Genomic DNA, 22,683 nt, shown 5'->3' with positions numbered 1-22,683 from the left:
GTTCTCGAACACGAAGCAGCGCGCCTCGCGCTCGGCCGGCATCGCCGACATGCGTAACCTGGCCACCGCGCAGGAAGGCTTCTTCGCCGACTCGAACCGCTACGCCGCCATCGGCGATACCGGCACGGGCGCAGGCAAGATGAACTTCACCCCGTCGAACGGAAACACGGCCCTGACGCTCGTCGCCTCGGCGACCGGCTGGAGCGGCCTGGTGACGATCCCCGGCGGCCAGAAGTGCGGCATCTTCTCCGGTACAGCGACGCGCCCGACGGGCATGCCGGCGACCAACCCGGACGGCGTCCCGGTCTGCTGGTAATCGCCTGACCTGACTGGCTCACGCCCGTCACCTGCGGCCCGGTGTGCTTCGGCACGCCGGGCCGCTGTGCGTTCCGGCGCGCGTGGTCTCACACCGATCGTGAAGACCGCGTCTGCGCGCCAAGCCGGTGCCGACCTGCCGATCGTGCGAAATGCACGAAAGCTGCAAACATGCAATACATCAGGCGTGGATCCGGGGCGGTCGTATGTGCGTAACCCGTTGCAGGAAAGGGACTTGACCACGCCCGCTCTGGTGGCAGCGCCCTTGCTCTAGTGGGGCCCGACCCTGCGAGCCACCCCGGTCCGCACCGCCGCGTAACATATCACACGAGACACACTCCAATGCGCCAGAACACCCGCAAGGGCTTCACCCTGATCGAGCTCCTCATCGTCGTCGTGATCATCGGCATCCTCGCCGCCGTCGCGATCCCGAAGTTCTCGAACACGAAGCAGCGCGCCTCGCGCTCGGCCGGCATCGCCGACATGCGCAACCTGGCCACCGCGCAGGAAGGCTTCTTCGCCGACTCGAACCGCTACGCCGTGATCGGCGACACCGGCACGGGCGCGGGCAAGATGAACTTCACGCCGTCGAACGGAAACACCGCCCTGACGCTCGTCGGCACCACCACTGGCTGGAGCGGCCTGGTGACGATCCCCGGTGGCCAGAAGTGCGGCATCTTCTCAGGCAGCGCTGCCCGTCCGACGGGCATGCCGGCAACGAACCCCTCGGGCGTCCCGGTCTGCTGGTAATCGCACGGCGATCGTAGACCTGCAGGGTTCACGGCCCGGTGCGCGATGCGCACCGGGCCGTGCTGCGTTGGTGACGGCGCACCACGCCTGGCGCCGCCGAATTCGTGCGATTTGCACGCTTATTCGTGTCGTGCAACGCACAATGCCGGGCACCGACGCCGCGATGCACGCCGAACTCGTTGTCACGCAACGAGTTGCCTCGTATGGTCCGGCTGGCCGCCGGCTTGCAAACGGATGGCAGGGATCCGGTGCGTGGCCTGCGACGGCGCGCGCCCTGTGACTACCTCCACCCGCACGCCACCTCCATGCGACTCCGATCACTCAAGGGCTTCACGCTCATCGAGCTGCTCGTCGTCATCGTCATCCTCGGCGTCCTCGCCGCGATCTCGATGGTCAAGTACTCGAACACCAAGCAGCGTGCCTGGCGCGCCAACGGCATCGGTGACCTGCGCAAGCTTGCCACCGCACAGGAAGCGTTCTTCTCCGACAGCAGCCGATACGCTGTCGTCGCCGACACCGGGTCCGCGGCCGGTCGCCTCAACTTCCAGCCGTCACACGGCAACACGACGCTCACGCTGGTGGCCTCCTCGGGCGGCTGGAGCGGTCTGCTGAACATTCCCGGCGCCGAACAGTGCGGGATCTACAGCGGGACGGCTGCGATGCCTGCAGGCATGCCGGCGGCGACCCTCAGCGGTGTGCCGGTCTGCTGGTAAACGCCTGACGCGCGCGCCGCGCCTGAAGCGGCGCGCCGCGGGCTGATGCATCAGGGCGCCGAGCGGCGCGCTGCGAAATGCGTCAGCTGTTGCAGGATCCAACGGGATCCGCGGCGCGCGGCACCGGTGTACCGATCCCAAGTCATTGTGAATCAACAGCTTGCATGCAGCGGACGGGCTGGCTGGTGCCTTGCCATACAGGACCCCAGACGCCGTGCACCGGGAGTTCCCGGGGGCGGCATGACTTGACCCAATTCCGGCACCCCCCATGCGACACTCACAGAAGCAGGGCTTCACGCTCATCGAACTTCTGATCGTCGTCGTGATCATCGGCATCCTGGCCGCGGTCGCGATCCCGAAGTTCTCGAACACGAAGCAGCGCGCCTCGCGCTCGGCCGGACTGGCCGACATGCGCAACCTCGCCACGTCGCAGGAAGGCTTCTACGCCGACTCGAACCGTTACGCCGCCATCGGCGACACGGGCAGCGCGGCAGGCAAGATGAACTTCACGCCGTCGAACGGGAACACGGCCCTCACGCTCGTGGCCACCACCACCGGCTGGAGCGGCGTGGTGAACATCCCCGGCTCCCAGAAGTGCGGCATCTATCACGGCTCGGCAGCGCCCCCGACGGGCATGCCCGCGACCACGCCGAGCGGCACGCCGGTCTGCTGGTAAGGCGCAGCGGTGTGACAGAGTCGGCCCGGCTGCCTGCACGGCAGCCGGGCCGCTGTCGTTCGCGGCATCGGCCATTGCCGCGCTTCGACTTGCGCCCCGGGCATTGTCGCTCACGTTTCCGCGCGTGACTCCTCCCATGCCTCCGCGCGTCCCGCGCGCCAGCCGCACCCTCCCGGAGCGCCGCGCCCTGCAGGACGCGATCGCCTGGCCGATCGCGCTCACGCTGCTCGCCGGTGCCGCGGTGGTCTTCTTCCTGCCGCGCGTGGTGCCGACGCAGTTCCTCACCGTCACGATCGGCGCCACCCTCGCGCTGGTGACGGTGGCACTGGTCGCGATCCTCTCGGTGGTGATCGAGCGCTGGCTGCGCCGCCACGCGGCGTCGCTGGCCGCGCTGGCGGAGTCGCGCGTGCAGGAGCACGGCGTCGCGGGGCTCGCGGAGGTGGCTGATGACGGGGTGCTGATGCCGCTGGCCTCGGCCTACGCGGATGCCGGCGCGCGCGCGGCGCTGCGTGAGGCGGAGCGCGAGCAGGCTGCCGCGCTGTTGCGATTCGGTGCGGATTGCGCCGCACGCCTCGACGGGGCAGTGGATGGCACAGTCGATCCTGCAGTGGCCGAGCGTGTGCGGGTGCTGACGGGTGCGCTGCGACGCGTCACGGGGGCGGTGCCGCCGGCGCCGGTGCCCACCGACCTCGTCTCGGAAGTGCGAGAGGTGGTCGAGGCGCTGAACGCAGACGGGCGCGGGGCGCGGATCGACGCCGTGCTCGACACCGACCGCGGGCCGGTCCGCGTGGATCGGGTCCGCATCCGTGGCCACCTGCACGACCTGCTCACGATGGCGCGCGTGGAGACGGCCGGCGTCGGCCCGGTGACGATCCATGTGTCGCGCGTCTTCCGCTCGAACATCGAGGAGACGCCCGTGCGACGCACCGGCGACTCGCGGCTGACGATCGTGCCGCGTGCGTCCGACGGCTCGCTGCGGAGCTGGGTGCAGCGTGCGCAGCCCGGTGTCGAGGTGCTCTCGATCGTGATCGGCGACGGCGGCGCGGCACCAACCACCGAGGAACAGCGGCGCGCGTTCGACGCCTTCGCGGTGAGCCGCCCCGGCGATCCCACCGGCGTGGCGCTCGCCACCATCCGTCGCACCGTCGAGGAGGCGAAAGGCACGGTGTGGATCGACGGCTCGCGTGAGGGAGGCACCGCCGTGCACCTGTTGCTCCCGATCGCCGGCGGCTGACGCTGCGGCACCGCCGCCGGCCCGCACACGTTCGCGCCGGCATGCAGGAATCCGGCTAGGTGGCTCCCGAACGACACAGATACCGTGGGCGCATCCGCAACCGGAGCGCATCATGGACACCCACCACACCCCGCGGCCACGCCGCCACGCCATCCGCCGCGGCCCGGCGGGCATGCGGCGCGCTGGCATGTCGCTGGCGGAAGTGCTCGTCGCACTGGTGGTCCTCGCGGCCACCGCCGCCTGGTCCCTCACCGCCGCCGCCGGCGCGCTCCGCGCCATCACCCTGCGAGACGCGCATCGCCTGGCGGTTCAGCGCGCGGAACTCGGGCTCGCCACACTCGAGGCGCTCGACTGCGACAGCATTGCCGTCCCACCGTTGCCGCGCGAGCGTCGGTGGGTGGTGCGGCAGGCACGCCGGCGCCACGGCGCCGCCGTGCACGATGCCGTCTCGGTGCTGCCGGTGGCCGCCGACAGCGTCACGCTCCATCGCGACGCCTGGTGCCGGTGATGGCCACGCACGCACCGGGGCGCCGCGATCGGCGCGGCATGACGCTGGTCGAGATCATCGTCTCGCTCACGCTCTTCGCACTCGTCCTCGCCATCGGCGCGATGACGTCGCAACGGCTGCTCACGGTGCAGGCGGCCACGGCGGTGCGCAGCGCGCGCACCAGCGCCACCCTCGATGCTCTCGAGACGCTCCGGCGCCACGTCGCCGGCGCGCAGGTTGCGCGCGGCGACCTCCGCGTCGCGCGCGACACGGCGCTGGAGCTGCTGCACACCATCGGCGTCGTCACCGTCTGTCGCATCCGGCACGACACGCTCACGATCGCCACCGCACACGATTCGCTGCCGTGGGCCGGGTCGCTGCCGCGCGCGGTGACGCCGGATGACCGCGTGCGCATCTGGCGCGATGGCGCCGGTGAGTGGACGGACGCACGCATCCTCACCGTGGCGGCGGCGGCTGGCGCCTGTGGCGACAGCGCCGCCCACACCACGGACCGCGCCTCGCAGCGCCTGGTGCTCGATCACGCGCCGGCGTCGGTCCGCCCAGGTGCGCTGATCCGCGTCCTCCAGCGCGAGCGGTGGTCGCTGCTTCGCAGCGGCGACGGCAGCTGGTCACTGGCCCTCGCCATCTGGGATGCCGCACGCAACCGATTCAGCGTGCCGCAGCCGCTGGTCGCACCGCTCGCCGCAGCCGGCGCGCGCGGCGGCGCCGGGTTCGAGGTCCGTGCCATCGACGCCGCCGGTGCCGCCATCACGGACACCCTCTACGCCCGGACGGCCGCCGTCGTCGCGGTGCTGCGCACTGCGCGCCACGCACGCCTCGGCACGTTCACCGACTCCGTGAGGATCCATGTCGCGACGCCCTGACCGCCGCCGGGACGGCACCGCGCTGCTCGTCGTGATCGTGATCGCGGCGATGGCCGGCCTGGCCACGCTCGCGCTCTGGCGGACCGCCGCTGGCGCCGCGCGAACCGACGCCATGGCCACCGCCGTCCCCGCCACCGCCGGCGCAGCGGATTCGGCACTCCTCGTGGGCCTCGCGGCCGTGGAGCGCGGCGACTGGCGGGACTCGCTGCCGACGCCAGGGAGCAGCATGGTCGCCGGCCAGGGCAGCGGACGGCGCACCCGGTGGCGAGCCACCGTCGGGCGCACCGGCTGGGCGGCGCTGGTGGTGCGCGGCACCGGTTCCGGTGCCAGCGGTGCGCGTGGGGTCATGTCTCGCGCCGACCACCGGGTGCTCGTCCCGCTGGTGAGCCCGCTGCCGATGCCGGAGGCGGCCCTCACCGGGAGCTCACCGTGGCTCGTGGTGGCGGGCGCGGTGGTGGACGTGCCCCCGCCGGCTCCGGCGGAGCTGAGCTGCCGCGACGGCCTGCTCCCCGTGGGCCAGGCCACCGCCCCCTACCCGGATTCGGCCATGGCCCGGCTGGTGTTGCCGCTGTTGGACCCCGACACCGTGCGGGCGCCAATGTCGGGGGCGTTCCGGCTGACCGGGGGCCGGATCCGGGTGCCGTTACGAATCGCGGGAATGGTCGTGCTCGATACAGATCTCTCCGTCGAGGCCGACCTTCGACTGACAGGAGTGCTCATCGTACGCGGGACCGTCCGGACCGCCGGCGGCAGGCTCGACGTCCGCGGTGCCACCATCTCCGGTGACGCGTACGGCGGACACTCAGGACTCGGCGCGGCTGACCGGGTCCGGTACGACGCGTGTGCGATCCGGCACGCGGTGGAGCGCGTCACGGCGCCGGCCAGTGCACACGGCCGCACCCCGTTTCGCCTGTTCTGACCCCGTCGCGGCCGACGGTGCGGCGCACGCGGGCCTCACCCACTGCCGGGACGCGCGCCAGGAGCGGTGCCCACGGCACCGCCGCCGTTACCTATTCGCGCGCCATTCGTTCCCTGTGTGCAATTCGACCCACCTGTCGAAGGCATCGCGGGACATCGTGTCGTGTTCCGTCGCCATGCTCACCGTCCACCCCGGTGACCCTGTACGGGTCTCGTCACATCCGGCCCCAAATCCGATGGCGTTCTTCAAGCGACGTAAGGTCACGATCGGCCTCGATATCGGCTCCGGCCTCGTCAAGATTGCCGTGATCGACCACGGCAAGGGCCTCCCCGAACTCCAGCGCGTCGTGGTCGAGCCCGTCCCCGCCGATGCCATCGTCGAGGGCGAGGTCATGGACCACGCGCTGGTCATCCTCGCCGTCCAGAACGCCCTCGCGGCCGCTGCGGCCGACACCAAGGGCGCCCATGTCGTGGCCGCCGTCGGTGGCGGCAACGTGATCGTGCGCAAGGTCATGCTCGACCGCGGCAAGATGGGCGAGCTGCGCGAGGCCATGCAGTGGGAGGCCGAGCAGATCGTGCCCTTCGACACCAGCGCCATCTCGCTCGACTACCAGGTGCTGGATCCCGACGGGGATTCCGACGAGGTGTCGGTCCTGATGGCGGTGGCCAAGCGCGACCTCATCGACGCCCGCGTGCAGCTCCTGCGCGACGCCGGCATCGACCCGAAGGTGGTCGACGTCGAGGCCTTCGCGCTCCACAACGCCTTCGAGTTCAACCATCCCGACGCCATGCGCGGCACCGTCGCCCTCGTCAACATCGGCAACGACGTGTGCAACGTCAGCGTGCTGGACGACGGCGTGCCGATCCTGACCCGCGACAACACCGTCGGCGTGCGGCGCCTGCGCGAGGACCTCCAGCGTGATGCCCGCATGACCGCCGACGACGCCGACTCGGCCCTCGTCGCCGCCACCACCACGCCGGCGCTCGACAACGTCGTGCAGCGCCGAGGTGAGGAGCTGGCGAAGGAGATCGAGCGCACGGCCACCGTCGCCCAGTCGCTCTCGCGCACCGTCCGGCCCATCCGCGAGGTCTACATCGCCGGCGGTGGTGCCCGCGTCTCCGGCCTCGCCGAACGCCTCGCCGGGCTGCTCCGCATCCCCGTCCGCCCCGTGAACCCGCTGCTCAACCTGGCCGTGGCCGATGGCGCGCTCGCCGACGTGAACGCCGATGAGGTGGCGTCACTCCTGGTGCTGCCCGTCGGGCTCGCCCTTCGCCACGTGGCCTGAGGCGCCGACGATGATCGAGATCAACCTCCTCAATCCCGGTGAGAAGAACCGCAAGAAGAAGTCGGGTGCGCTCGACTTCCTCGCGCGGTTCCGCGGCACCAAGGACGCACAGCCGCTCGCCATGGACGACAGCGCGCCGATCCCGGCGCGCCCGATGATCGCCGCCGGCGCCGGCATCGCCGTCGCCGTCGCGGTGCTCGGCGTCGGCGGCGGGTTCTGGTACCAGGACCGCCAGATCACGCGCCTCGACGAGCGGCTCCAGCAGGAACTCGCCGACTCGTCCCGCTTCTCCAGCGTCATCGGCGAGCGCAAGGCCGTCATCGCCCGCCGCGACTCGCTCATCACGCAGCTCGGCATCATCGAGGAGATCGACCAGAGCCGCTACGTCTGGCCGCACATCCTCGACGAGATCAGCCGCGCCCTGCCGCCCTACACCTGGATCACCGGGATCACGCAGCTCAGCGCACGCCCCGTGCTGCCGCAGCGTGACACCACCAAGGCCAAGGCCGACAGCGCCGGCGCGAAGGCCAAGGCACCGGCCGAGCCGGTGGTCGCCTTCCAGCTCGTCGGCAACACCGTCGACATCCAGGCCCTGACGCGCTTCATGCGCGTGCTCGAGAGCTCCCCGTTCGTGCAGAACGTCACGATCAACAAGTCGAGCGTGATGCTCATCGACAACCGCGAAGTCACCGAGTTCACGCTCGACATGCAGTACCAGAAGCCCGACCCCGCGGCGGTCACCACGGTCCCGATCACCCTGTCGGTGCGCTGATATGCTGAACTCATTCTCCAAGCGCGAACAGAGCCTGCTGGCCGTCATCCTCGTGGCCCTCGGCATCAGCGTCCTGTTCTACATGTACGTCTTCACGCCCAAGTCGGAGACGATCACCGAGCAGGGCGCGCACGTCGAGGCCCTCGCCTCGGCCAACCAGAAGGCCGCCAGCGAGCTGAAGGCCGGCAACCTCCGGCAGCTCAAGGAGGACGCCACGCGGTATGCCGAGAACCTCGCCGTGATGCGGCAGCTCGTGCCGACCGTGAACGAGGTGTCGGGGCTGCTCGAGCAGGTGTCGAACTCCGCCCGCAAGGTCGGCCTCGACATCGCCAGCGTGCAGCCGCAGCCCGTCGCCGGCGGCGGCGAGAACTACGACGCCCACCGCTACCGCCTGGTGGTGAAGGGCGGCTTCAACAACATGACCGAGTTCCTCACCAACATCGGCAGCCTGCCGCGCATCGTCACGCCGATGGTGCTGAAGATGAAGCTCGCCGACGGGGCCGGCACCGCCACCCAGAACGCCGGGGGCCGCCGCCGCATGCCCGCCTCCGAGGCGCCGATCATGACCGAGTTCGACATCGAGACCTACGTCGCGCGCGGCGGGGAACCCGTCTCGACCTCGCGCCGCGCGGGGACCACACCATGAGCCCACGCCGCATGCGCAGCACCCGGACCGCGGCCACCCTGCGCCGCCTCGCCGTGACCCTGCTCGCCGCCGCCGCACCACTCGCGGCACAGCAGGTCGTGGCCCGCGCCGAGCTGCCGACCCGGCCGACCGTGAACGAGGCCGCGCGACGCGACTCGGCGGCGCGGCAGGAGCAGCTCTCCTACCGCCGCGAGGTGTTCAGCTACGACGCCGGTGGACGCCGCGACCCCTTCGTGTCGCTCGCCACCACCGGCGTGCTGCGGCCGACCATCGCCGACCTGAACCTGGTCGGCATCGCCATCGCCTCGCGCGGGGGCGGCGGACAGTCGGTCGCGATCTTCCGCGACCGCCAGACGAAGGAGCAGTACCGCGTGCGCGTCGGGCAGCCGCTCGGACGCATGCGCGTGGCCAGCATCGAACCGCGGCGCGTGGTGTTCGCGATCGACGAGTTCGGCATCAGCCGACAGGAAAGCATTGCAATGGGTGATTCGACCAGGACCATCACGCCGACGAGGGCACCATGATGAACCGGATGCATGATTTTACGCCGCAGCGCAGCTGGTACCGCGCCGCTGCAGCCGGGGTCGCGGTGTTCGCCGCGACGACGGTTGCCCCCACCACCACGCAGGCGCAGGCGCTCGTCAGGGGCGTGCGCGTCGAGTCCAGCCCGGCCGGCACCTACGTCGCCGTCTCGCTCACCGACTCGGTCGCGCGCTCGGCCTTCACGCTCGCCGGCCCGAACCGCATCGTGCTCGACCTGCCGGGCTCCACGCTCGGCGCCATCGGCGGCCGGTCGTACGACGGCCAGCCGCGCGGCCCGGTCCAGAACATCCGCATGTCGCAGTACCGCTCGGACATCGTCCGCGTCGTGATCGACGTCGACGGGCCGGCGCGCTACACCGTCTCCGGCGGCACCGAGGTGCGCGTCGCGCTCCCGGCCGGCGCCGAGATCGCCGCCTGGAGCACCGGTGACGCCATGCCGTCGCAGTCGGTGGCCAGCGCCGCCGCCGCGCCGCGGGAGGCCGCCGTCGCCGTGATGGACTCCACCGTCAGCAGCGGCCGCGCCGAGGCCGGCGATGCCCCGTCGCGCGTCCAGTACCAGACGCCGGTGCAGGCCACCGTCGGCACCGCCGCCTCCAACAACGGCAAGCCGCCCAAGCCGCGCATCACCGTCAGCTACCAGGAAGCCGACATCCGCGACGTGATCGCCGCCTTCGCCTCGTTCGCCAACCGCACCATCGTGGTCGGCAAGGACGTGTCCGGCAGCATCACCGCCGACGTCAAGGACAAGCCGTGGGACGAGGCGCTCGCCGCCATCCTCACCGCGCAGGGCCTGGCCGCCAGCGAGGAGCCGAATGGCATCATCATCGTCGACTCCTACCGCAACATGCTCGACAAGCAGTCCCTCGAGCCGCTCGTGACGCAGGTCGTGAGCATCAACTACGCGAACGCCAGCTCGGTCGCCGGCACCGTCCGCGGCCTCCTGACCCGTGACTGCCTGCCGGGTGCCGGCAGCCCGGGGTCGGGCGGCGGCGGCGCCACCACGCCGGGCGCCGTGCCCACCGGCTGCGTCGTGCGCGGCAGCGTGCAGGCCGACAGCGCCACCAACTCGCTCCTGATCCGCGAGGTGCAGAGCCGCATGGAGGACGTGATCAGCTACGTCCGCTCCATCGACCGCCGCACCCCGCAGGTCGCGATCAAGGCGAAGATCATCTTCGTCAACCGCAGCAGCCTGCAGGAAATCGGCATCACCTACGACATCGGCACGGCCCGCCAGTTCTTCAACACGGTGATCCCGCGCCAGGAGGTCGTGCAGCAGATCCCGATCGACCGCAACGGTGACGGCGTGCCGGACGCGTTCCGCGAGGTGCTCCAGCCGGTCATCGGTGACCGCGTGGACCTCGGCGGCAAGACGCTCTCGGCCATCGCCAACGCCAACTCGAGCATCTCGAGCCCGGCGCTCAACCTGATCTTCAGCGCCGCCGTCGGGAAGTACTCGCTGACCCCGTTCATCCAGGCCTTGCAGGAGTCGTCGCTCGCCGACGTGCAGGCCGAGCCCACGGTGGTGACGCTGGACAACCGCAAGGCCGAGATCCTGGTCGGCCAGGAGATCCCGATCCGCGTGCTCGATGCCGGTGCCGGCTCCGGCGGCGGTGCCGCCGGCCAGATCAACATCCCGCGCGCCACCGTGCAGCTCAAGGAAGTCGGCATCTCGCTCTCGGTCACGCCGCGCATCACGAACAACCGGCAGATCATGATGACGATCCACGCCGAGAACAGCTCCGCGTCGCTGGCCAGCTCCGATGTCGGCTTCATCTTCGACAAGCAGCGCGCCGACAACACGCTGATGGTGCCGGATGGCGAGACCGCCGTGATCGGCGGCCTCACCATCACGCAGGTCACCAAGTCGCGCCGCGGCGTGCCGTTCCTGATGAACCTGCCGTACCTCGGCCGCCTGTTCTCCACCACCCGCAAGAACGAGCAGAAGCGCGATCTCGTGATCCTGGTGTCCCCGCACATCCTGGACGACGGCGACGCTCGCACGCCGGCTCCCAACCCCGGCCGATAACCCACATGATGCGCTCAGAACCGACGCTGGTTTCGCGCGCGCTGCACTGGCTCCCGCTGGTGCTCGCCACCTCGCTCGCCGCCTGCGGCGACGGGAATCCCACGGTCGATGAATCGACGCTCGACCGCACCGCCCCGAGCGTGACGGTGCTGCGGGCCACGAGCGCCGACTCGGTCTTCGCCTTCACCGTCACGGCGAACGACAACCTCGGCATCAAGTACGTGAACGTCAGCCTCGATGGCGCGTTCAGGCAGGCCGTCGCCGACACCGTCCGCGCCGCCGTCACCGCGTACTCCAAGGAGTTCGCGCTGGCGGTGCCGGGCAACGTCACCCCCGGCTCGCAGGTCACGCTCATCACGCAGGCGGAGGATGGCAACGGCAACCTGTCGAAGCCCGACACCACCGTGATGGCCGTCGGCAGCCGCCAGCCGGGCTTCGTCACCATCACCAGCCCGCAGAACAACACCCAGGCCGTCCGCGGCCGCAGTGTCGTGATCGGCTTCGCGGCCCGCACCGCCCGCAAGGTGCGCATCGTGGGCTTCAACGTGACGCCGCCCGCGGGTGGCACCGCCATCACCGGCGACTCCATCGCGTTCAGCAGCCCGATGCAGGACAGCCTCTCCACCACGCTCAGCTTCGCGATCCCGGCCACCGCCACGGCGGGCTTCTACAGCGTCGTGCCGTACGTCGTGGACTCCATCGGGCAGCGCACCGCCGGCACGCCGGTGGCGGTCGAGGTGCTCACCTCGGGCAGCGGCACCACCATCCCGAAGATCTCGCGGTTCGGCACCACCGACCGCGTCGAATCCACCGACACGCTCTTCGTCGAGGCCCAGGACCCGGTCGGCATCGGCTTCGTGGGCTACGACGTCCGCAGCCTCGCCGGCGGTGCCGTGCGCCGCGACTCGGTGCCGGTGGTCAACGGCCCGACCTCGGTGCCGGTCACGCTGCGCATGAACCTGCCGGCGCCGGTGGCGGGCGCTGCCACGCGCCTCGTGCTGCGGGTGTTCGCCCGCAACACCGAGGGCCGCCTGAACGACACCCTCACCACCGCCCGGGACACCATCACGCTCGTCGCCGGCACCACCCGCGTGCTGCCCAACGGCGGTGCGGTGGCCGACGGCTACTTCCACGAGCCGACGGGGCGCCTCTACCTCACGAACATCGAGCGCAACCAGCTCGAGGTCTTCAACTTCGACTCGCTGAACTTCCAGCGCACCCCGATCGCTGTCGGCTCCCGTCCCTGGGGCATCACGCCCTTCCCGGCCGGCCGCGGCAGCCCGCTCGGCCCGGTGCAGAACCGGCTCATCATCGCCAACTCCGGCGGCACGAACTTCAGCTTCGTGCGCCTGAACGGCGATGGCAGCGGCTTCGAGGACGAGCGCTACCTGCTCCCGAACATCGTCGCCTACAAGATCTCGGTGGCCGGCGGCAACATCACCCGCTCGGTGGTGGACTTCTCCGACCGTCCGCAGTACGTCGGCGCCACCTGCAACGCCTCGTGCAGCGAGGTCACGGTGGCCTTCTCGACCACGCCCACCGGCGGCCAGTCGGGTGGCTTCGCCGACAAGGGCACGATCCGCTGGGAGAACATCACCCGCCGCTCGTCGCACCTGTTCTTCGAGCACGCCACCTTCCTGCGCGACAACAAGGGTGACACGCTCGAGGTGGTGCGATTCCGGTCGGGCACCTACGGCTCCGACTCCACGCTGCTGCCGTTCCCGATCCGCATGGAGGCGCCGGGCTTCGCCACGCGTGACGCCGGCTTCCTGGTCACCATGGCCGACATCGGCTTCCGCGACACGACCTTCGTCCGCAACTCGGCGAACTTCAAGCGGGCCATCTTCGGTGAGGGTGGTCTGGCCAAGGGCAGCCGCACGCTGACCTACGACATCGACGCCGGCCTGCGCCGCGTGTCGCAGCAGGTGATCACGGACACGCTCACCGGCCAGGTCACGAACTTCACCTCGCAGGACCCGGTCGTGGATGCCGGCGTGTCGCCGCCGAGCGACGTGTCCGACCTCATCGCCAACGCCTACTCGCCGGTGCGCGGGGTGGCCGTGAGCGCCGATGGTGAGCTGTTCGCGATCCGCGCCGACTCGACCTACCTGTTCAACAACACGCTGCGCCTCTACGGCCTCCTGCAGACGCAGGGCGGCAACCCGGGCTTCGACTTCCACCCGCTGAATGCCCCGGGCAGCAACCTCTCCGGCGGCACGCTCGCCACGCGGCTCTCCTTCGCCGCGGCGCGGGAACCGGTGCTGGAGGTGTTCGACACCCGCTGCTTCCAGCGGGTGGGCGTGATCGCGATCAAGGACCCGATCATCGGTCCGCTCAAGACCGCCATCCGCGGTAGCCGGATCGTCGCCGTCGGTGCCACCGCCCGCGGGGTGGTGGTGCTGGACCTGAACCCGGCCGACTACGCAGCCACGTGTAACTGAGTCCTGCCCCGCAGGCCCCGACGGCCCGTTCGCCTCCCGGCGGACGGGCCGTCGTGTGTTGGCGCTGGTCGTGTAGCTTGGGATCCATGCTCCGCCTCCTCCGCCTCACCACCGCCGGCGAGTCCCACGGGCCAGCCCTCGTCTGCACCGTCGAGGGCATGCCGGCCGGCATCCCGCTCCTGGCCGCGGACATCAACGCTAACTGTGCGTGCTCGGACTTCTGACGAAAGGGTAGCCTTACAGGTTGTGTCGTTATCGGACTGATAGCAGTCGCGTGTGCTATGAGCGCCGGTTGCGCACTCTCGGTGCGTCTTTGGCTCGGACGCTATGGAGGGGTAGCTGATGCTTGTGTACTTAGACACGTCGCACTTTGCTTGGCTTGAACGTGCCCGGACAGCCGATCCGCATCTTTACGCCGAATTCTTCGATTGCTGGAGAGCGACGAACTGCTCGCTTGCGCTTTCTGGCCTGCATATCGCGGAACGCTCGCAGGCCGGTGAGGCGGTTGATTTCGATCGTAGAATCGACCTGTGGACTGAGTTCTCAGACATCGTTGGGATGCCAATGCGAGAGTTCTGGGTCTTGCGGTTCGAGTGGGAGCAGCACTTGCGAAATGTGCTGACGGGCGATTCCAGCCCGAACGGGCCAGACGGATCGAAAGCCGTGCGTGAGAAGCTCTTTCGATTTCGAGTGCGGACTGGCGACATTCGGAATGTCGCGCGCGGGGAGCAGCGGTACTATCGCTGGTGGCGCCGGCAACGTGAGATCCAAGCTGAGATTCGTAACCTCCCTGCCAATGCGTCCGACGGTGGTCGAACCGACCCTGTGGCGCTCCGCATTGGCACGCACATTGGGAACGAACGATTGGCTGAACTGATGGCTCTTGAGGACGAGCACGAGGCACTGGCGCCCGATTGGAAGCAAGCGGAGATAGCGGACTTGGAGCGGATGTATGCTGAGTCTGGCCGGGAGGTTTCCTTCCCGAAAGAAGCACCGTCTCGTCGAAATCTGAGCGCGAAAGAGGCGCACAGAATCCTGGGTGTAAAGGCTCTACCTGCACTGCGTGGTGCGCCCCCAGTCGACATCCCGCGGCATCACGGCATATTTATGTACACGCGGCACCTGTTGGAGGTGAACCCGATTCGTGAGCTGCGAAGCGCCAAGAAGGACAGCGCTGTGCGCGCGCTCACGTTGTTCGATCCATACGCAGTGCCGGGGTGTGCGACGATCCTGTGCTATGAGCGAGCTCTGAGGATTTCGAACAAGCCTTCACAGAGTAGTGATCCTCTCGATGTGGGGCACGCAGCGTTCGCTCCGTATGTTGACTTGTTCTTCTGTGATAAAAGGACGCGGTCTCTTATCCAGCAAGAGTGTTCTACATCAGGTCGCGCGAAATGGAATCGGAACGTTCGGTCCGATCGATTCACGTTTGTGGCGAGTCTCCCCGAGTTGGTCAAGAGGCTAGGTGACGCTGGGGTCACGGACTCTGCTGGCGTAGTTGGGTCTTAGAGGCGATCGATAGGTTCGACATCGCTGCGGGCCGTACGTCGGCGTTATGTGTATAGATTCTCGTGAATGCGCCTCCTCCGCCTCACCACCGCCGGCGAGTCCCACGGGCCAGCCCTCGTCTGCACCGTCGAGGGCATGCCGGCCGGCATCCCGCTCCTGGCCGCGGACATCAACGCCGACCTGTTCCGGCGCCAGCAGGGCTACGGCCGTGGGCGGCGCATGCAGATCGAACGCGACGAGGTGGAGTTCCTCAGCGGCGTGCGCGCCGGCCAGACCCTCGGCTCGCCGATCGCGATGCTGATCCGCAACAGGGACTGGAAGAACTGGGTCGAGATCATGGACCCGGCCCCGCGCGACGAGGATGCCGACGGCATGCGGAAGCGCGCCGTCACCCGGCCGCGCCCGGGACACGCCGACCTGACGGGCGTGCTGAAGTACGACCGCGAGGACGCCCGTGACATCCTCGAACGCGCCTCGGCCCGCGAGACCACCGCCCGCGTGGCCGGCGCCGCCATCGCCCGCGCACTGCTGAAGGCGTTCGGCATCACCGTCGGCAGCCACCTGGTGCACCTCGGCGGCATCGACGCCGCACCGATGCCGCTGCCGGACGACCTGAACGCCGTTGCCGACGCCAGCCCGGTGCGCACCCTCGATCCCGAGGCCGAGGCACGCATCATCGCCCGCATCGACCAGGCGAAGGCCGAGGGCGACACGCTCGGCGGCATCTGCGAGATCGTCGCGCGCGGGCTGCCGGTGGGGCTGGGCTCACACGTGAGCTGGGATCGCAAGCTGGACGGCCGCGTGGGCCAGGCCATGCTCTCGATCCCCGCCGTCAAGGGCGTGGAACTCGGCATGGGGTTCGAGTCGGCGCGGCAGAGCGGGGCGTCGGTGCACGACGCGATCGCGATCGCCCCCGGTCGCACCCTCGCCGGCAACGTGCAGCGTACCAGCAACCGCGCCGGCGGGCTGGATGGCGGCATGACCAACGGCGAACCGGTGGTGGTGCGCGTGGCGATGAAGCCGATCGCGACGCTGATGACGCCGCTGCAGACGATCGACACCACGACATCGGAAGTTGCGGCGGCGGTGGTGGAGCGCAGTGACGTGACGGCGGTGCCGGCGATGGGGGTGATCGCCGAGGCGATGCTGGCGCTGGTGCTGGCCGATGCGATGCTCGAGAAGTTCGGCGGCGACTCGCTGGGGGAGATGCGGCGCAATTACGACGCGTATCTCGCGCATGTGGCGCAGCGCCTGGGGTGACCGGCGGCGAGGCGGAGTCGGAGGCGGACGCTGGCGCCGCCCTGGTGCGGCCGGCGCACCTCGTCCTGGTGGGCCTGCCCGGGGCGGGGAAGACCACCCACGGCCGCCACGCCGCCCGCCACATGCAGCGCCCGTTCATCGACCTCGACAAGCGGGTGGCCCACCTCGCCGGCCGGTCGGTGCCGGAGATCTTCCGGCTGGAGGGTGAGGCGGCGTTCCGCTCACGGGAACGACTGGCGACGGCCGCGCTCTCACTCGAGCCCGCCAGCATCGTAGCCCCGGGCGGCGGCTGGGTGCTCGATCCGGCCAACGTCGCGCTCGTCAAGCCGGCGGCCACGATCATCTGGCTGAAGGTCAGCCCGCGGGTCGCGGTGCGCCGGATGGGGGGCCGCGTCGGGCTCCGGCCGCTGCTGGCGGAGGGTGATCCCGTGGCGCGGCTCGAGGCCCTGCTGCGGCAGCGGGAGGCACGCTACGCCACCGCGGATGCGGTCATCGACACGGAAGTCCTTGATTGGCAAGGAGTTGTGTCGGAGATCGCGGCGCTTGCCACCCCGGCCACCGGGCGATAGGTTCGGCCTCCCCGTCCCGCGGTCCGTGGCCGGCGCCTGACCGCCGCAGCCTTCCGGTGCCGACGGTGTACCAATCACACGACGTTATAGTATGCCGCAGTGGCTGACCCGCCGGGGATGCCGACACTCGCGTGGCGCAGCATCCTGGAGGTGGAACAATGAGTGTTCGCGTACTGGGCCCGCATGAGCGCGGCCGGTTCTCGACCGAGGCGTGGGGCCACCTCCTCTCCCTGACCGGAGCCGGGTTCCTGAGCCCCGCGGAGCTGGAGCAGGTGATCGACAGGGCGCTGGCACACATCGACGGCCGGATCGCCCTCGACGACGTGCGCTCGCTGCTCGAGGGCGCTGGACTGGATGATCACGGCGCCGGACCCGAGCCGATGACCGTCCACTGACAGTTCGTGCGAGCCTGCATCCGGCTCGCCTTCTTCCTGCAATTCCGTACACACTGATGGCTGGTTCGACCTCGAAGACCCCCGCCCGGAAGTCCGCGGCGAAGAAGACCGCGTCGAAGACGACCGCGGCCCGGACGGCGGCCACCCGGACCGCAGCCGCGGTGGCCGGGACCGCCTCGCGACGCGCGGCGGCCGGTGCCGGTGCCGGCACGGGACGCACGTTGGTGATCGTGGAGTCGCCCACCAAGGCGCGCACCATCAGCCGCTTCCTCCCCTCGGGCTACAAGGTCCTGGCCTCGGTGGGCCACGTCCGCGACCTGCCCCAGAACGCCAGCGAGATCCCGGAGAAGTACAAGAAGGACGCCTGGGCCCGCATCGGGGTGGACGTCGACAACGACTTCGCCCCGCTCTATGTCGTGCCCGGCGGCTCGCGGAAGGTGCTGACGGAGATCCGCGCCGCGCTCAAGGACGTGGACCGCCTCTACCTCGCGACCGACGAGGACCGAGAGGGGGAGAGCATCTCCTGGCACCTGCTGCAGGAGCTGAAGCCGAAGGTGCCGGTGCGGCGCATGGTGTTCCACGAGATCACCGAGCGTGCCATCCTGCACGCGCTGGACGAGACGCGCGACGTGGACGAGAACCTCGTCAAGGCGCAGGAGGCACGTCGCATCATCGACCGCCTCACGGGCTACACCGTCTCCCCGCTGCTCTGGACCACGGTGGCCCCGCGCCTCTCGGCCGGCCGCGTGCAGAGCGTCGCCGTGAAGCTCGTCGTCGTGCGTGAGCGCGAGCGTCGCGCCTTCCGCAGCGGCACCTGGTGGGACCTGGTGGCGCAGCTCGAGCACGAGTCGGCGCAGTTCGAGGCGAAGCTGGTCACGGTCGGCGGCAAGCGTATTGCGACCGGTCGCGACTTCGACAAGACGACCGGTCGCCTCACCGGTGCCGATGGCGCCAGCGCGAAGGATCTCGTGCTGCTGGACGAGGCCGCGGGCACCGCGCTGGTGGCGCGCCTGAAGGGTGTGACGTGGAAGGTCACCGATCGCACCGAGGAGCCGTTCACCACCCGCCCCTCGCCGCCGTTCACGACCTCCACGCTGCAGCAGGAGGCCAACCGCAAGCTGGGCCTCGGCGCGCGCGAGGCGATGCGTGTGGCGCAGGACCTGTACGAGCGCGGCTTCATCACCTACATGCGCACCGATTCCGTCTCGCTGTCGGCGCAGGCCATCGACGCGGCGCGCGCCTGCGCCCGCGAGTTCGGGCCGGAGTACGTGCCGGAGAAGCCGCGCTTCTACGCCAACAAGTCGGCCAACGCGCAGGAAGCGCACGAAGCCATCCGTCCCTCGGGCGAACGCTTCAAGTCGCCGGACGAGACGGGATTGTCGGGCCGCGAGTACAAGCTCTATGACCTGATCTGGAAGCGCACCGTCGCCAGCCAGATGCCCGACTCGAAGCAGACGCGCATGGTGGTCACCATCGCCGCCGACAACGCCGAGTTTCGTGCCAGCGGCAAGCGCATCGACTTCGCGGGCTTCATCCGCGCCTACGTGGAAGGATCGGATGATCCCGAGGCGGCGCTGGATGACAAGGAAGTCGTGCTGCCCGCGCTCGAGCCGGGCGACACACCCGCGTGCCTGTCGCTCGACGCGCTGAAGCACGAGACGCAGCCGCCGGCGCGCTACACCGAGGCCTCGCTGGTGAAGGCGCTGGAGGAGCTGGGCATCGGGCGCCCCAGCACCTACGCGTCGATCATGGACACCATCCAGCACCGTGGCTACGTGCGCCAGGATGGCAAGGCGCTGGTGCCGACCTTCACCGCGTTCGCCGTCACCGCGCTGCTCGAAGAGCGCATCACGTCGCTCGTCGACACGCAGTTCACGGCGAAGATGGAGTCGCAGCTCGACGACATCGCGAGCGGGGAGCAGGACCAGCTCTCGTACCTGAAGCAGTTCTTCTTCGGCGACACGACCCATCCCGGCCTCAAGCCGATGGTGGAGCAGAGTGCCGCCGCGCTGAAGAAGGAGGCGGGTGGCGCACGCCGCGTGCAGCTCGACGGCGTGAACGCCGAGATCCGCATCGGGCGCTACGGCCCGTACGTGGAGGTGATGGAGGACGGCACGCCGCTGCGCGCCTCGCTGCCGAACGACATGGCGCCGGGCGACCTGACCGATGCGCTGGTGCAGGAGCTGCTCCGCACGCGCCAGGAGGGGCCGCCGGTGATCGGCACCGACGGGGACGGGGTGCCGATCTACATGATGCGTGGTGAGTACGGCCCGTACGTGCAGCTCGGGGACGTCGTCGAGGGGAGCAAGGTCAAGCCGAAGCGCACCTCGCTGCCGAAGGGGGTGACGCCGGAGAACATCACGCTCGAGATCGCGAAGGGGCTGGTCTCGCTCCCGCGCACCCTCGGCGCGCACCCGGTGACGGGCCACGCGATCCGCGCCAGCCTGGGGCGGTTCGGGCCGTTCGTGGTGCACGTGAAGGGCGGGGAGGCGGGCAAGGACGACTTCCGCAGCATTCCCGCCGCCGATGACGTGCTCACGATCGACCTCGCGCGGGCGGTGGAGCTGCTCAACCAGCCGAAGGGCCGGCGCGGACAGTCCACCAGCGTCGTCACGCCGCTGCGTGAGCTCGGCGCACATCCCGAGGACGGGCGCGCCGTGCTGGTGTTCGATGGCCGCTACGGCCCGTACGTGCAGCTTGGCCCGAACACGAGTGACCGGAAGCAGAAGCCGATCCGCGCGACGCTGCCGAACGACGTGAAGCCGGATGCCGTGACCATGGCACAGGCGGTGCAGCTGCTGGAGGCCAAGGCCGGCCGGCCGATCGTGAAGAAGAAGCCCGCCCGCAAGAAGACCGCGCGCGCGAAGGCGTGAGCATGGCGGCGATCCACGTCGTGGGGGGCGGGCTGGCCGGGTGCGAGTCGGCCTTCCAGCTCGCGGAGCGTGGCCACGCGGTGGTGCTGCACGAGATGCGTCCTGCGCGCGGCACCGCGGCGCACAAGACCGACCGGCTCGGTGAGCTGGTGTGCAGCAACACCTTCAAGAGCACCGAGACGGCGAACGCCCATGGCCTGCTGAAGGCGGAGATGCGCGCGCTCGGCAGCGTGGTGCTGTGGGCCGCCGACCAGGCGCGGGTGCCGGGCGGGTCGGCGCTGGCGGTGGATCGCGAGGTCTTTGCCGCCGCCCTCGATGCGCGCGTGCGGGCGCACGCCAACATCACCGTGGTGACGGGCGAGGTGACCGACCTGCCGGAGGTCGGCATCGTCGCCACCGGCCCGCTGACGTCGGACGCGCTGGCCGGGGCCATCCGCGCGCGGCTGGGCGTGGCGTCGCTGGCGTTCTACGACTCCATCGCACCGGTGGTGAGCGACGAGTCGCTCGACCATGCATTGCTGTTCCGGGCCAGCCGCTGGAACAAGGAGACGATGTCGGACGCCGCCGACGAGGGGGCGTACCTGAACGCGCCCTTCGACAAGGCGGAGTACGAGGCGTTCATCGATGCGCTCGCGGCGGGCGACCAGTTCACGGCACACGAGTTCGATGCGGTCCCGTACTTCGAGGGGTGCATGCCGGCCGAGGAGATGGTGAAGCGCGGGCGCGAGACGCTGCGCTTCGGGCCGATGAAGCCGATCGGCTTGCGGGACCCGCGCACCGGGCGGCGGCCGTGGGCGGTGCTGCAGTTGCGCCAGGAGGACCGGGCCGGCCGCATGTGGAACCTCGTGGGCTTCCAGACGCGGCTGCGCATCAGCGAGCAGCAGCGCGTCTTCCGGATGGTCCCCGGCCTCGCGGAGGCCGAGTTCCTGCGCTATGGCAGCATCCACCGGAACACGTATCTCAACGCGCCGGCGTCACTGTCGCCGCACCTGTCGCTGCGGGATGCGCCGACGGTGATGTTCGCGGGCCAGCTCACGGGGGTGGAGGGGTACACCGAGAGCAGTGCCACAGGCCTGCTGGCGGGAATCAACCTCGCGCGCATCCTGGCCGGCGACGCGCCGCTGCTCCCGCCGCCGACCACGATGCTGGGGGCGCTGTACCGCTACCTGCGCGAGGCCGACCCGCGGCACTTCCAGCCGATGAATGCGAACTACGGGCTGGTGGACGCGCTGGTGAACCCACCGCGCGACAAGATGGATCGCAAGCAGGCGATGGCGACCCGGGCGCTGGCCGACCAGGCGGCGTGGATCGCGTCGCACGCGCTGGCGGGGCTGGCGGTCTGATGGCGGTGCGGCGGGCGGGGGTGCGTCGGGCGGGCGCGGCCGCGCCGCCACCGCCGCGCGCCGACGACGGGCCGTTCACGCCACCGCTGGTGGCGGAGTGGCTCGCCTACCTCGCGAAGGAGCGGCAGGTCTCGCCGCACACCGTGACCGCGTACACCGCCGACCTCGCACGCTTCACGACGTTCCTTGGGGCGCGGGCGCAGGGGGCGCAGTGGGACTGGGGCACGGTCGACCGCAACACCATCCGGGCGTTCCTCGGCTTCCTGTCGCGGCAGGGACTGGAGCGCCGGTCGGTGGCGCGCACGCTGTCGGCGGTGCGGGGGTTCTACGGTTACCTGCACCGCGACGAGCACGTGACGGCCAATCCCGCGCGCAGCGTGCGGACGCCCAAGATCGGGCGGCACCTGCCGGCGCACCTCGACACCGGCACGATGCAGGTGCTGCTCGACGCCGCGGGCACGCGGGCGCAGGGCGGGCTGTACAACGACGTGCGCAACCTTGCGATGCTGGAGTTGTTCTACGCCACCGGGATGCGCCTGTCGGAGATGCATGGGCTGGATCGTGGCGACATCGACTTCGTGTCGCTGCGGGTGAAGGTGCGCGGCAAGGGGCGGAAGGAGCGGATCATCCCGTTCGGGGGACCGGCGCGGCTGGCGCTGATCAACTACGAGTCGCGTCGTGAGGAGCTGATCCACGCGATCGGGTCGAAGGCGGACCGGGCGGCGTGGTTCCTGAACCCGCGCGGTCGCCGGTTGTCGCGGCGCGGGATCCAGCTCGCGATGACCGGGCTGCTGGCGCTGGTGGATGCACCGGACGGGGCGAGCGTGCACGCGCTGCGGCACACCTTCGCGACGCACCTGCTGGATGCGGGGGCGGAGCTGCGGGCGGTGCAGGAGTTGCTGGGGCACGCGAGCGTGAGCACGACGCAGATCTACACGCACACGAGCGTGGAGCGGCTGAAGGCGGCGTATGCCAAGGCGCACCCGCGGGCGTGAAAATCATGTCAAGGGGACGGGGATCTTGAACGGGGGTGCGTTCAAGGG

The 22,683-nt window shown here is 70.1% G+C and carries 21 protein-coding genes; all 21 read left to right on the top strand.

All coding sequences use genetic code 11. The features are described 5' to 3' along the window. On the top strand, positions 1–316 hold a 316-nt coding region (locus IT355_08705; protein ID MCC7053337.1), incomplete at its 5' end, for a hypothetical protein. Between the two features lie 341 nt (positions 317–657). Beyond that, complete coding sequence (locus tag IT355_08700) at positions 658–1,065, top strand: prepilin-type N-terminal cleavage/methylation domain-containing protein (protein ID MCC7053336.1); 408 nt, start codon at positions 658–660, stop codon at positions 1,063–1,065. A 305-nt stretch (positions 1,066–1,370) separates the two neighbouring features. Then, positions 1,371–1,778 (top strand): prepilin-type N-terminal cleavage/methylation domain-containing protein, encoded by a 408-nt coding sequence (locus IT355_08695; protein ID MCC7053335.1) that lies wholly within the window; start codon positions 1,371–1,373, stop codon positions 1,776–1,778. 268 nt (positions 1,779–2,046) lie between these two features. Next, positions 2,047–2,454, top strand: coding sequence for a prepilin-type N-terminal cleavage/methylation domain-containing protein (locus tag IT355_08690; GenBank protein MCC7053334.1), 408 nt, complete (start codon positions 2,047–2,049; stop codon positions 2,452–2,454). 136 nt (positions 2,455–2,590) lie between these two features. Further along, a complete protein-coding gene (locus IT355_08685) occupies positions 2,591–3,688 on the top strand; it encodes a sensor histidine kinase (protein MCC7053333.1) in 1,098 nt (365 codons plus the stop codon). Between the two features lie 112 nt (positions 3,689–3,800). Further along, positions 3,801–4,196 carry a prepilin-type N-terminal cleavage/methylation domain-containing protein gene (locus tag IT355_08680; GenBank protein ID MCC7053332.1) on the top strand — a complete coding sequence of 132 codons (396 nt, stop codon included), beginning with the start codon at positions 3,801–3,803 and terminating at the stop codon, positions 4,194–4,196. Further along, positions 4,196–5,059 (top strand): prepilin-type N-terminal cleavage/methylation domain-containing protein, encoded by an 864-nt coding sequence (locus IT355_08675; GenBank protein ID MCC7053331.1) that lies wholly within the window; start codon positions 4,196–4,198, stop codon positions 5,057–5,059. Before IT355_08680 ends, IT355_08675 begins: the two co-directional genes overlap by 1 nt. Next, complete coding sequence (locus IT355_08670) at positions 5,043–5,978, top strand: hypothetical protein (GenBank protein MCC7053330.1); 936 nt, start codon at positions 5,043–5,045, stop codon at positions 5,976–5,978. Before IT355_08675 ends, IT355_08670 begins: the two co-directional genes overlap by 17 nt. Positions 5,979–6,213: 235 nt before the next feature. Next, complete coding sequence (gene pilM / locus IT355_08665) at positions 6,214–7,263, top strand: type IV pilus assembly protein PilM (GenBank protein ID MCC7053329.1); 1,050 nt, start codon at positions 6,214–6,216, stop codon at positions 7,261–7,263. 10 nt (positions 7,264–7,273) lie between these two features. Then, positions 7,274–8,035, top strand: a complete 762-nt coding sequence (locus tag IT355_08660; GenBank protein MCC7053328.1) for a PilN domain-containing protein — start codon at positions 7,274–7,276, stop codon at positions 8,033–8,035. A gap of 1 nt (position 8,036) precedes the next feature. Further along, positions 8,037–8,681, top strand: a complete 645-nt coding sequence (pilO, locus tag IT355_08655) for a type 4a pilus biogenesis protein PilO (GenBank protein ID MCC7053327.1) — start codon at positions 8,037–8,039, stop codon at positions 8,679–8,681. Then, entirely contained in the window at positions 8,678–9,205 is a 528-nt protein-coding gene (locus IT355_08650; GenBank protein ID MCC7053326.1) for a hypothetical protein, read from the top strand. Before pilO ends, IT355_08650 begins: the two co-directional genes overlap by 4 nt. Positions 9,206–9,213: 8 nt before the next feature. After that, a complete protein-coding gene (locus tag IT355_08645; GenBank protein ID MCC7053325.1) occupies positions 9,214–11,250 on the top strand; it encodes an AMIN domain-containing protein in 2,037 nt (678 codons plus the stop codon). A 5-nt stretch (positions 11,251–11,255) separates the two neighbouring features. After that, entirely contained in the window at positions 11,256–13,691 is a 2,436-nt protein-coding gene (locus IT355_08640) for a hypothetical protein (protein ID MCC7053324.1), read from the top strand. A gap of 86 nt (positions 13,692–13,777) precedes the next feature. Continuing rightward, positions 13,778–13,915 carry a chorismate synthase gene (locus IT355_08635; GenBank protein MCC7053323.1) on the top strand — a complete coding sequence of 46 codons (138 nt, stop codon included), beginning with the start codon at positions 13,778–13,780 and terminating at the stop codon, positions 13,913–13,915. Positions 13,916–15,266: 1,351 nt separating this feature from the next. After that, a complete protein-coding gene (gene aroC / locus IT355_08630) occupies positions 15,267–16,460 on the top strand; it encodes a chorismate synthase (protein ID MCC7053322.1) in 1,194 nt (397 codons plus the stop codon). Then, on the top strand, positions 16,457–17,029 hold the full coding sequence (locus IT355_08625) for a shikimate kinase (GenBank protein MCC7053321.1): 573 nt from the start codon (positions 16,457–16,459) through the stop codon (positions 17,027–17,029). Before aroC ends, IT355_08625 begins: the two co-directional genes overlap by 4 nt. Positions 17,030–17,187: 158 nt before the next feature. After that, positions 17,188–17,424 carry a DUF494 family protein gene (locus IT355_08620; GenBank protein ID MCC7053320.1) on the top strand — a complete coding sequence of 79 codons (237 nt, stop codon included), beginning with the start codon at positions 17,188–17,190 and terminating at the stop codon, positions 17,422–17,424. Between the two features lie 56 nt (positions 17,425–17,480). Then, positions 17,481–20,297 (top strand): type I DNA topoisomerase, encoded by a 2,817-nt coding sequence (topA, locus tag IT355_08615; protein MCC7053319.1) that lies wholly within the window; start codon positions 17,481–17,483, stop codon positions 20,295–20,297. Positions 20,298–20,299: 2 nt separating this feature from the next. Then, entirely contained in the window at positions 20,300–21,640 is a 1,341-nt protein-coding gene (gene trmFO, locus IT355_08610; GenBank protein MCC7053318.1) for a methylenetetrahydrofolate--tRNA-(uracil(54)-C(5))-methyltransferase (FADH(2)-oxidizing) TrmFO, read from the top strand. Further along, a complete protein-coding gene (locus IT355_08605; protein MCC7053317.1) occupies positions 21,640–22,635 on the top strand; it encodes a tyrosine-type recombinase/integrase in 996 nt (331 codons plus the stop codon). Before trmFO ends, IT355_08605 begins: the two co-directional genes overlap by 1 nt. Positions 22,636–22,683 lie beyond the last annotated feature (48 nt).

Source organism: Gemmatimonadaceae bacterium (assembly GCA_020851035.1).
Classification (GTDB): Bacteria; Gemmatimonadota; Gemmatimonadetes; order Gemmatimonadales; family Gemmatimonadaceae; genus JACMLX01.
The sequence above is the reverse complement of the archived record's forward strand: the minus strand, read 5'-3'. Positions and strand labels throughout refer to the sequence as shown.

What these genes read in the sequence shown, in the direction of transcription:
- IT355_08700 (MCC7053336.1), top strand. Translation starts at nt 658, where the DNA reads ATGCGCCAGAACACCCGCAAGGGCTTCACCCTGATCGAGCTCCTCATC.
- IT355_08695 (MCC7053335.1), top strand. Translation starts at nt 1,371, where the DNA reads ATGCGACTCCGATCACTCAAGGGCTTCACGCTCATCGAGCTGCTCGTC.
- IT355_08690 (MCC7053334.1), top strand. Translation starts at nt 2,047, where the DNA reads ATGCGACACTCACAGAAGCAGGGCTTCACGCTCATCGAACTTCTGATC.
- IT355_08685 (MCC7053333.1), top strand. Translation starts at nt 2,591, where the DNA reads ATGCCTCCGCGCGTCCCGCGCGCCAGCCGCACCCTCCCGGAGCGCCGC.
- IT355_08680 (MCC7053332.1), top strand. Translation starts at nt 3,801, where the DNA reads ATGGACACCCACCACACCCCGCGGCCACGCCGCCACGCCATCCGCCGC.
- IT355_08675 (MCC7053331.1), top strand. Translation starts at nt 4,196, where the DNA reads ATGGCCACGCACGCACCGGGGCGCCGCGATCGGCGCGGCATGACGCTG.
- IT355_08670 (MCC7053330.1), top strand. Translation starts at nt 5,043, where the DNA reads ATGTCGCGACGCCCTGACCGCCGCCGGGACGGCACCGCGCTGCTCGTC.
- pilM (MCC7053329.1), top strand. Translation starts at nt 6,214, where the DNA reads ATGGCGTTCTTCAAGCGACGTAAGGTCACGATCGGCCTCGATATCGGC.
- IT355_08660 (MCC7053328.1), top strand. Translation starts at nt 7,274, where the DNA reads ATGATCGAGATCAACCTCCTCAATCCCGGTGAGAAGAACCGCAAGAAG.
- pilO (MCC7053327.1), top strand. Translation starts at nt 8,037, where the DNA reads ATGCTGAACTCATTCTCCAAGCGCGAACAGAGCCTGCTGGCCGTCATC.
- IT355_08650 (MCC7053326.1), top strand. Translation starts at nt 8,678, where the DNA reads ATGAGCCCACGCCGCATGCGCAGCACCCGGACCGCGGCCACCCTGCGC.
- IT355_08645 (MCC7053325.1), top strand. Translation starts at nt 9,214, where the DNA reads ATGCATGATTTTACGCCGCAGCGCAGCTGGTACCGCGCCGCTGCAGCC.
- IT355_08640 (MCC7053324.1), top strand. Translation starts at nt 11,256, where the DNA reads ATGATGCGCTCAGAACCGACGCTGGTTTCGCGCGCGCTGCACTGGCTC.
- IT355_08635 (MCC7053323.1), top strand. Translation starts at nt 13,778, where the DNA reads ATGCTCCGCCTCCTCCGCCTCACCACCGCCGGCGAGTCCCACGGGCCA.
- aroC (MCC7053322.1), top strand. Translation starts at nt 15,267, where the DNA reads ATGCGCCTCCTCCGCCTCACCACCGCCGGCGAGTCCCACGGGCCAGCC.
- IT355_08620 (MCC7053320.1), top strand. Translation starts at nt 17,188, where the DNA reads ATGAGTGTTCGCGTACTGGGCCCGCATGAGCGCGGCCGGTTCTCGACC.
- topA (MCC7053319.1), top strand. Translation starts at nt 17,481, where the DNA reads ATGGCTGGTTCGACCTCGAAGACCCCCGCCCGGAAGTCCGCGGCGAAG.
- trmFO (MCC7053318.1), top strand. Translation starts at nt 20,300, where the DNA reads ATGGCGGCGATCCACGTCGTGGGGGGCGGGCTGGCCGGGTGCGAGTCG.
- IT355_08605 (MCC7053317.1), top strand. Translation starts at nt 21,640, where the DNA reads ATGGCGGTGCGGCGGGCGGGGGTGCGTCGGGCGGGCGCGGCCGCGCCG.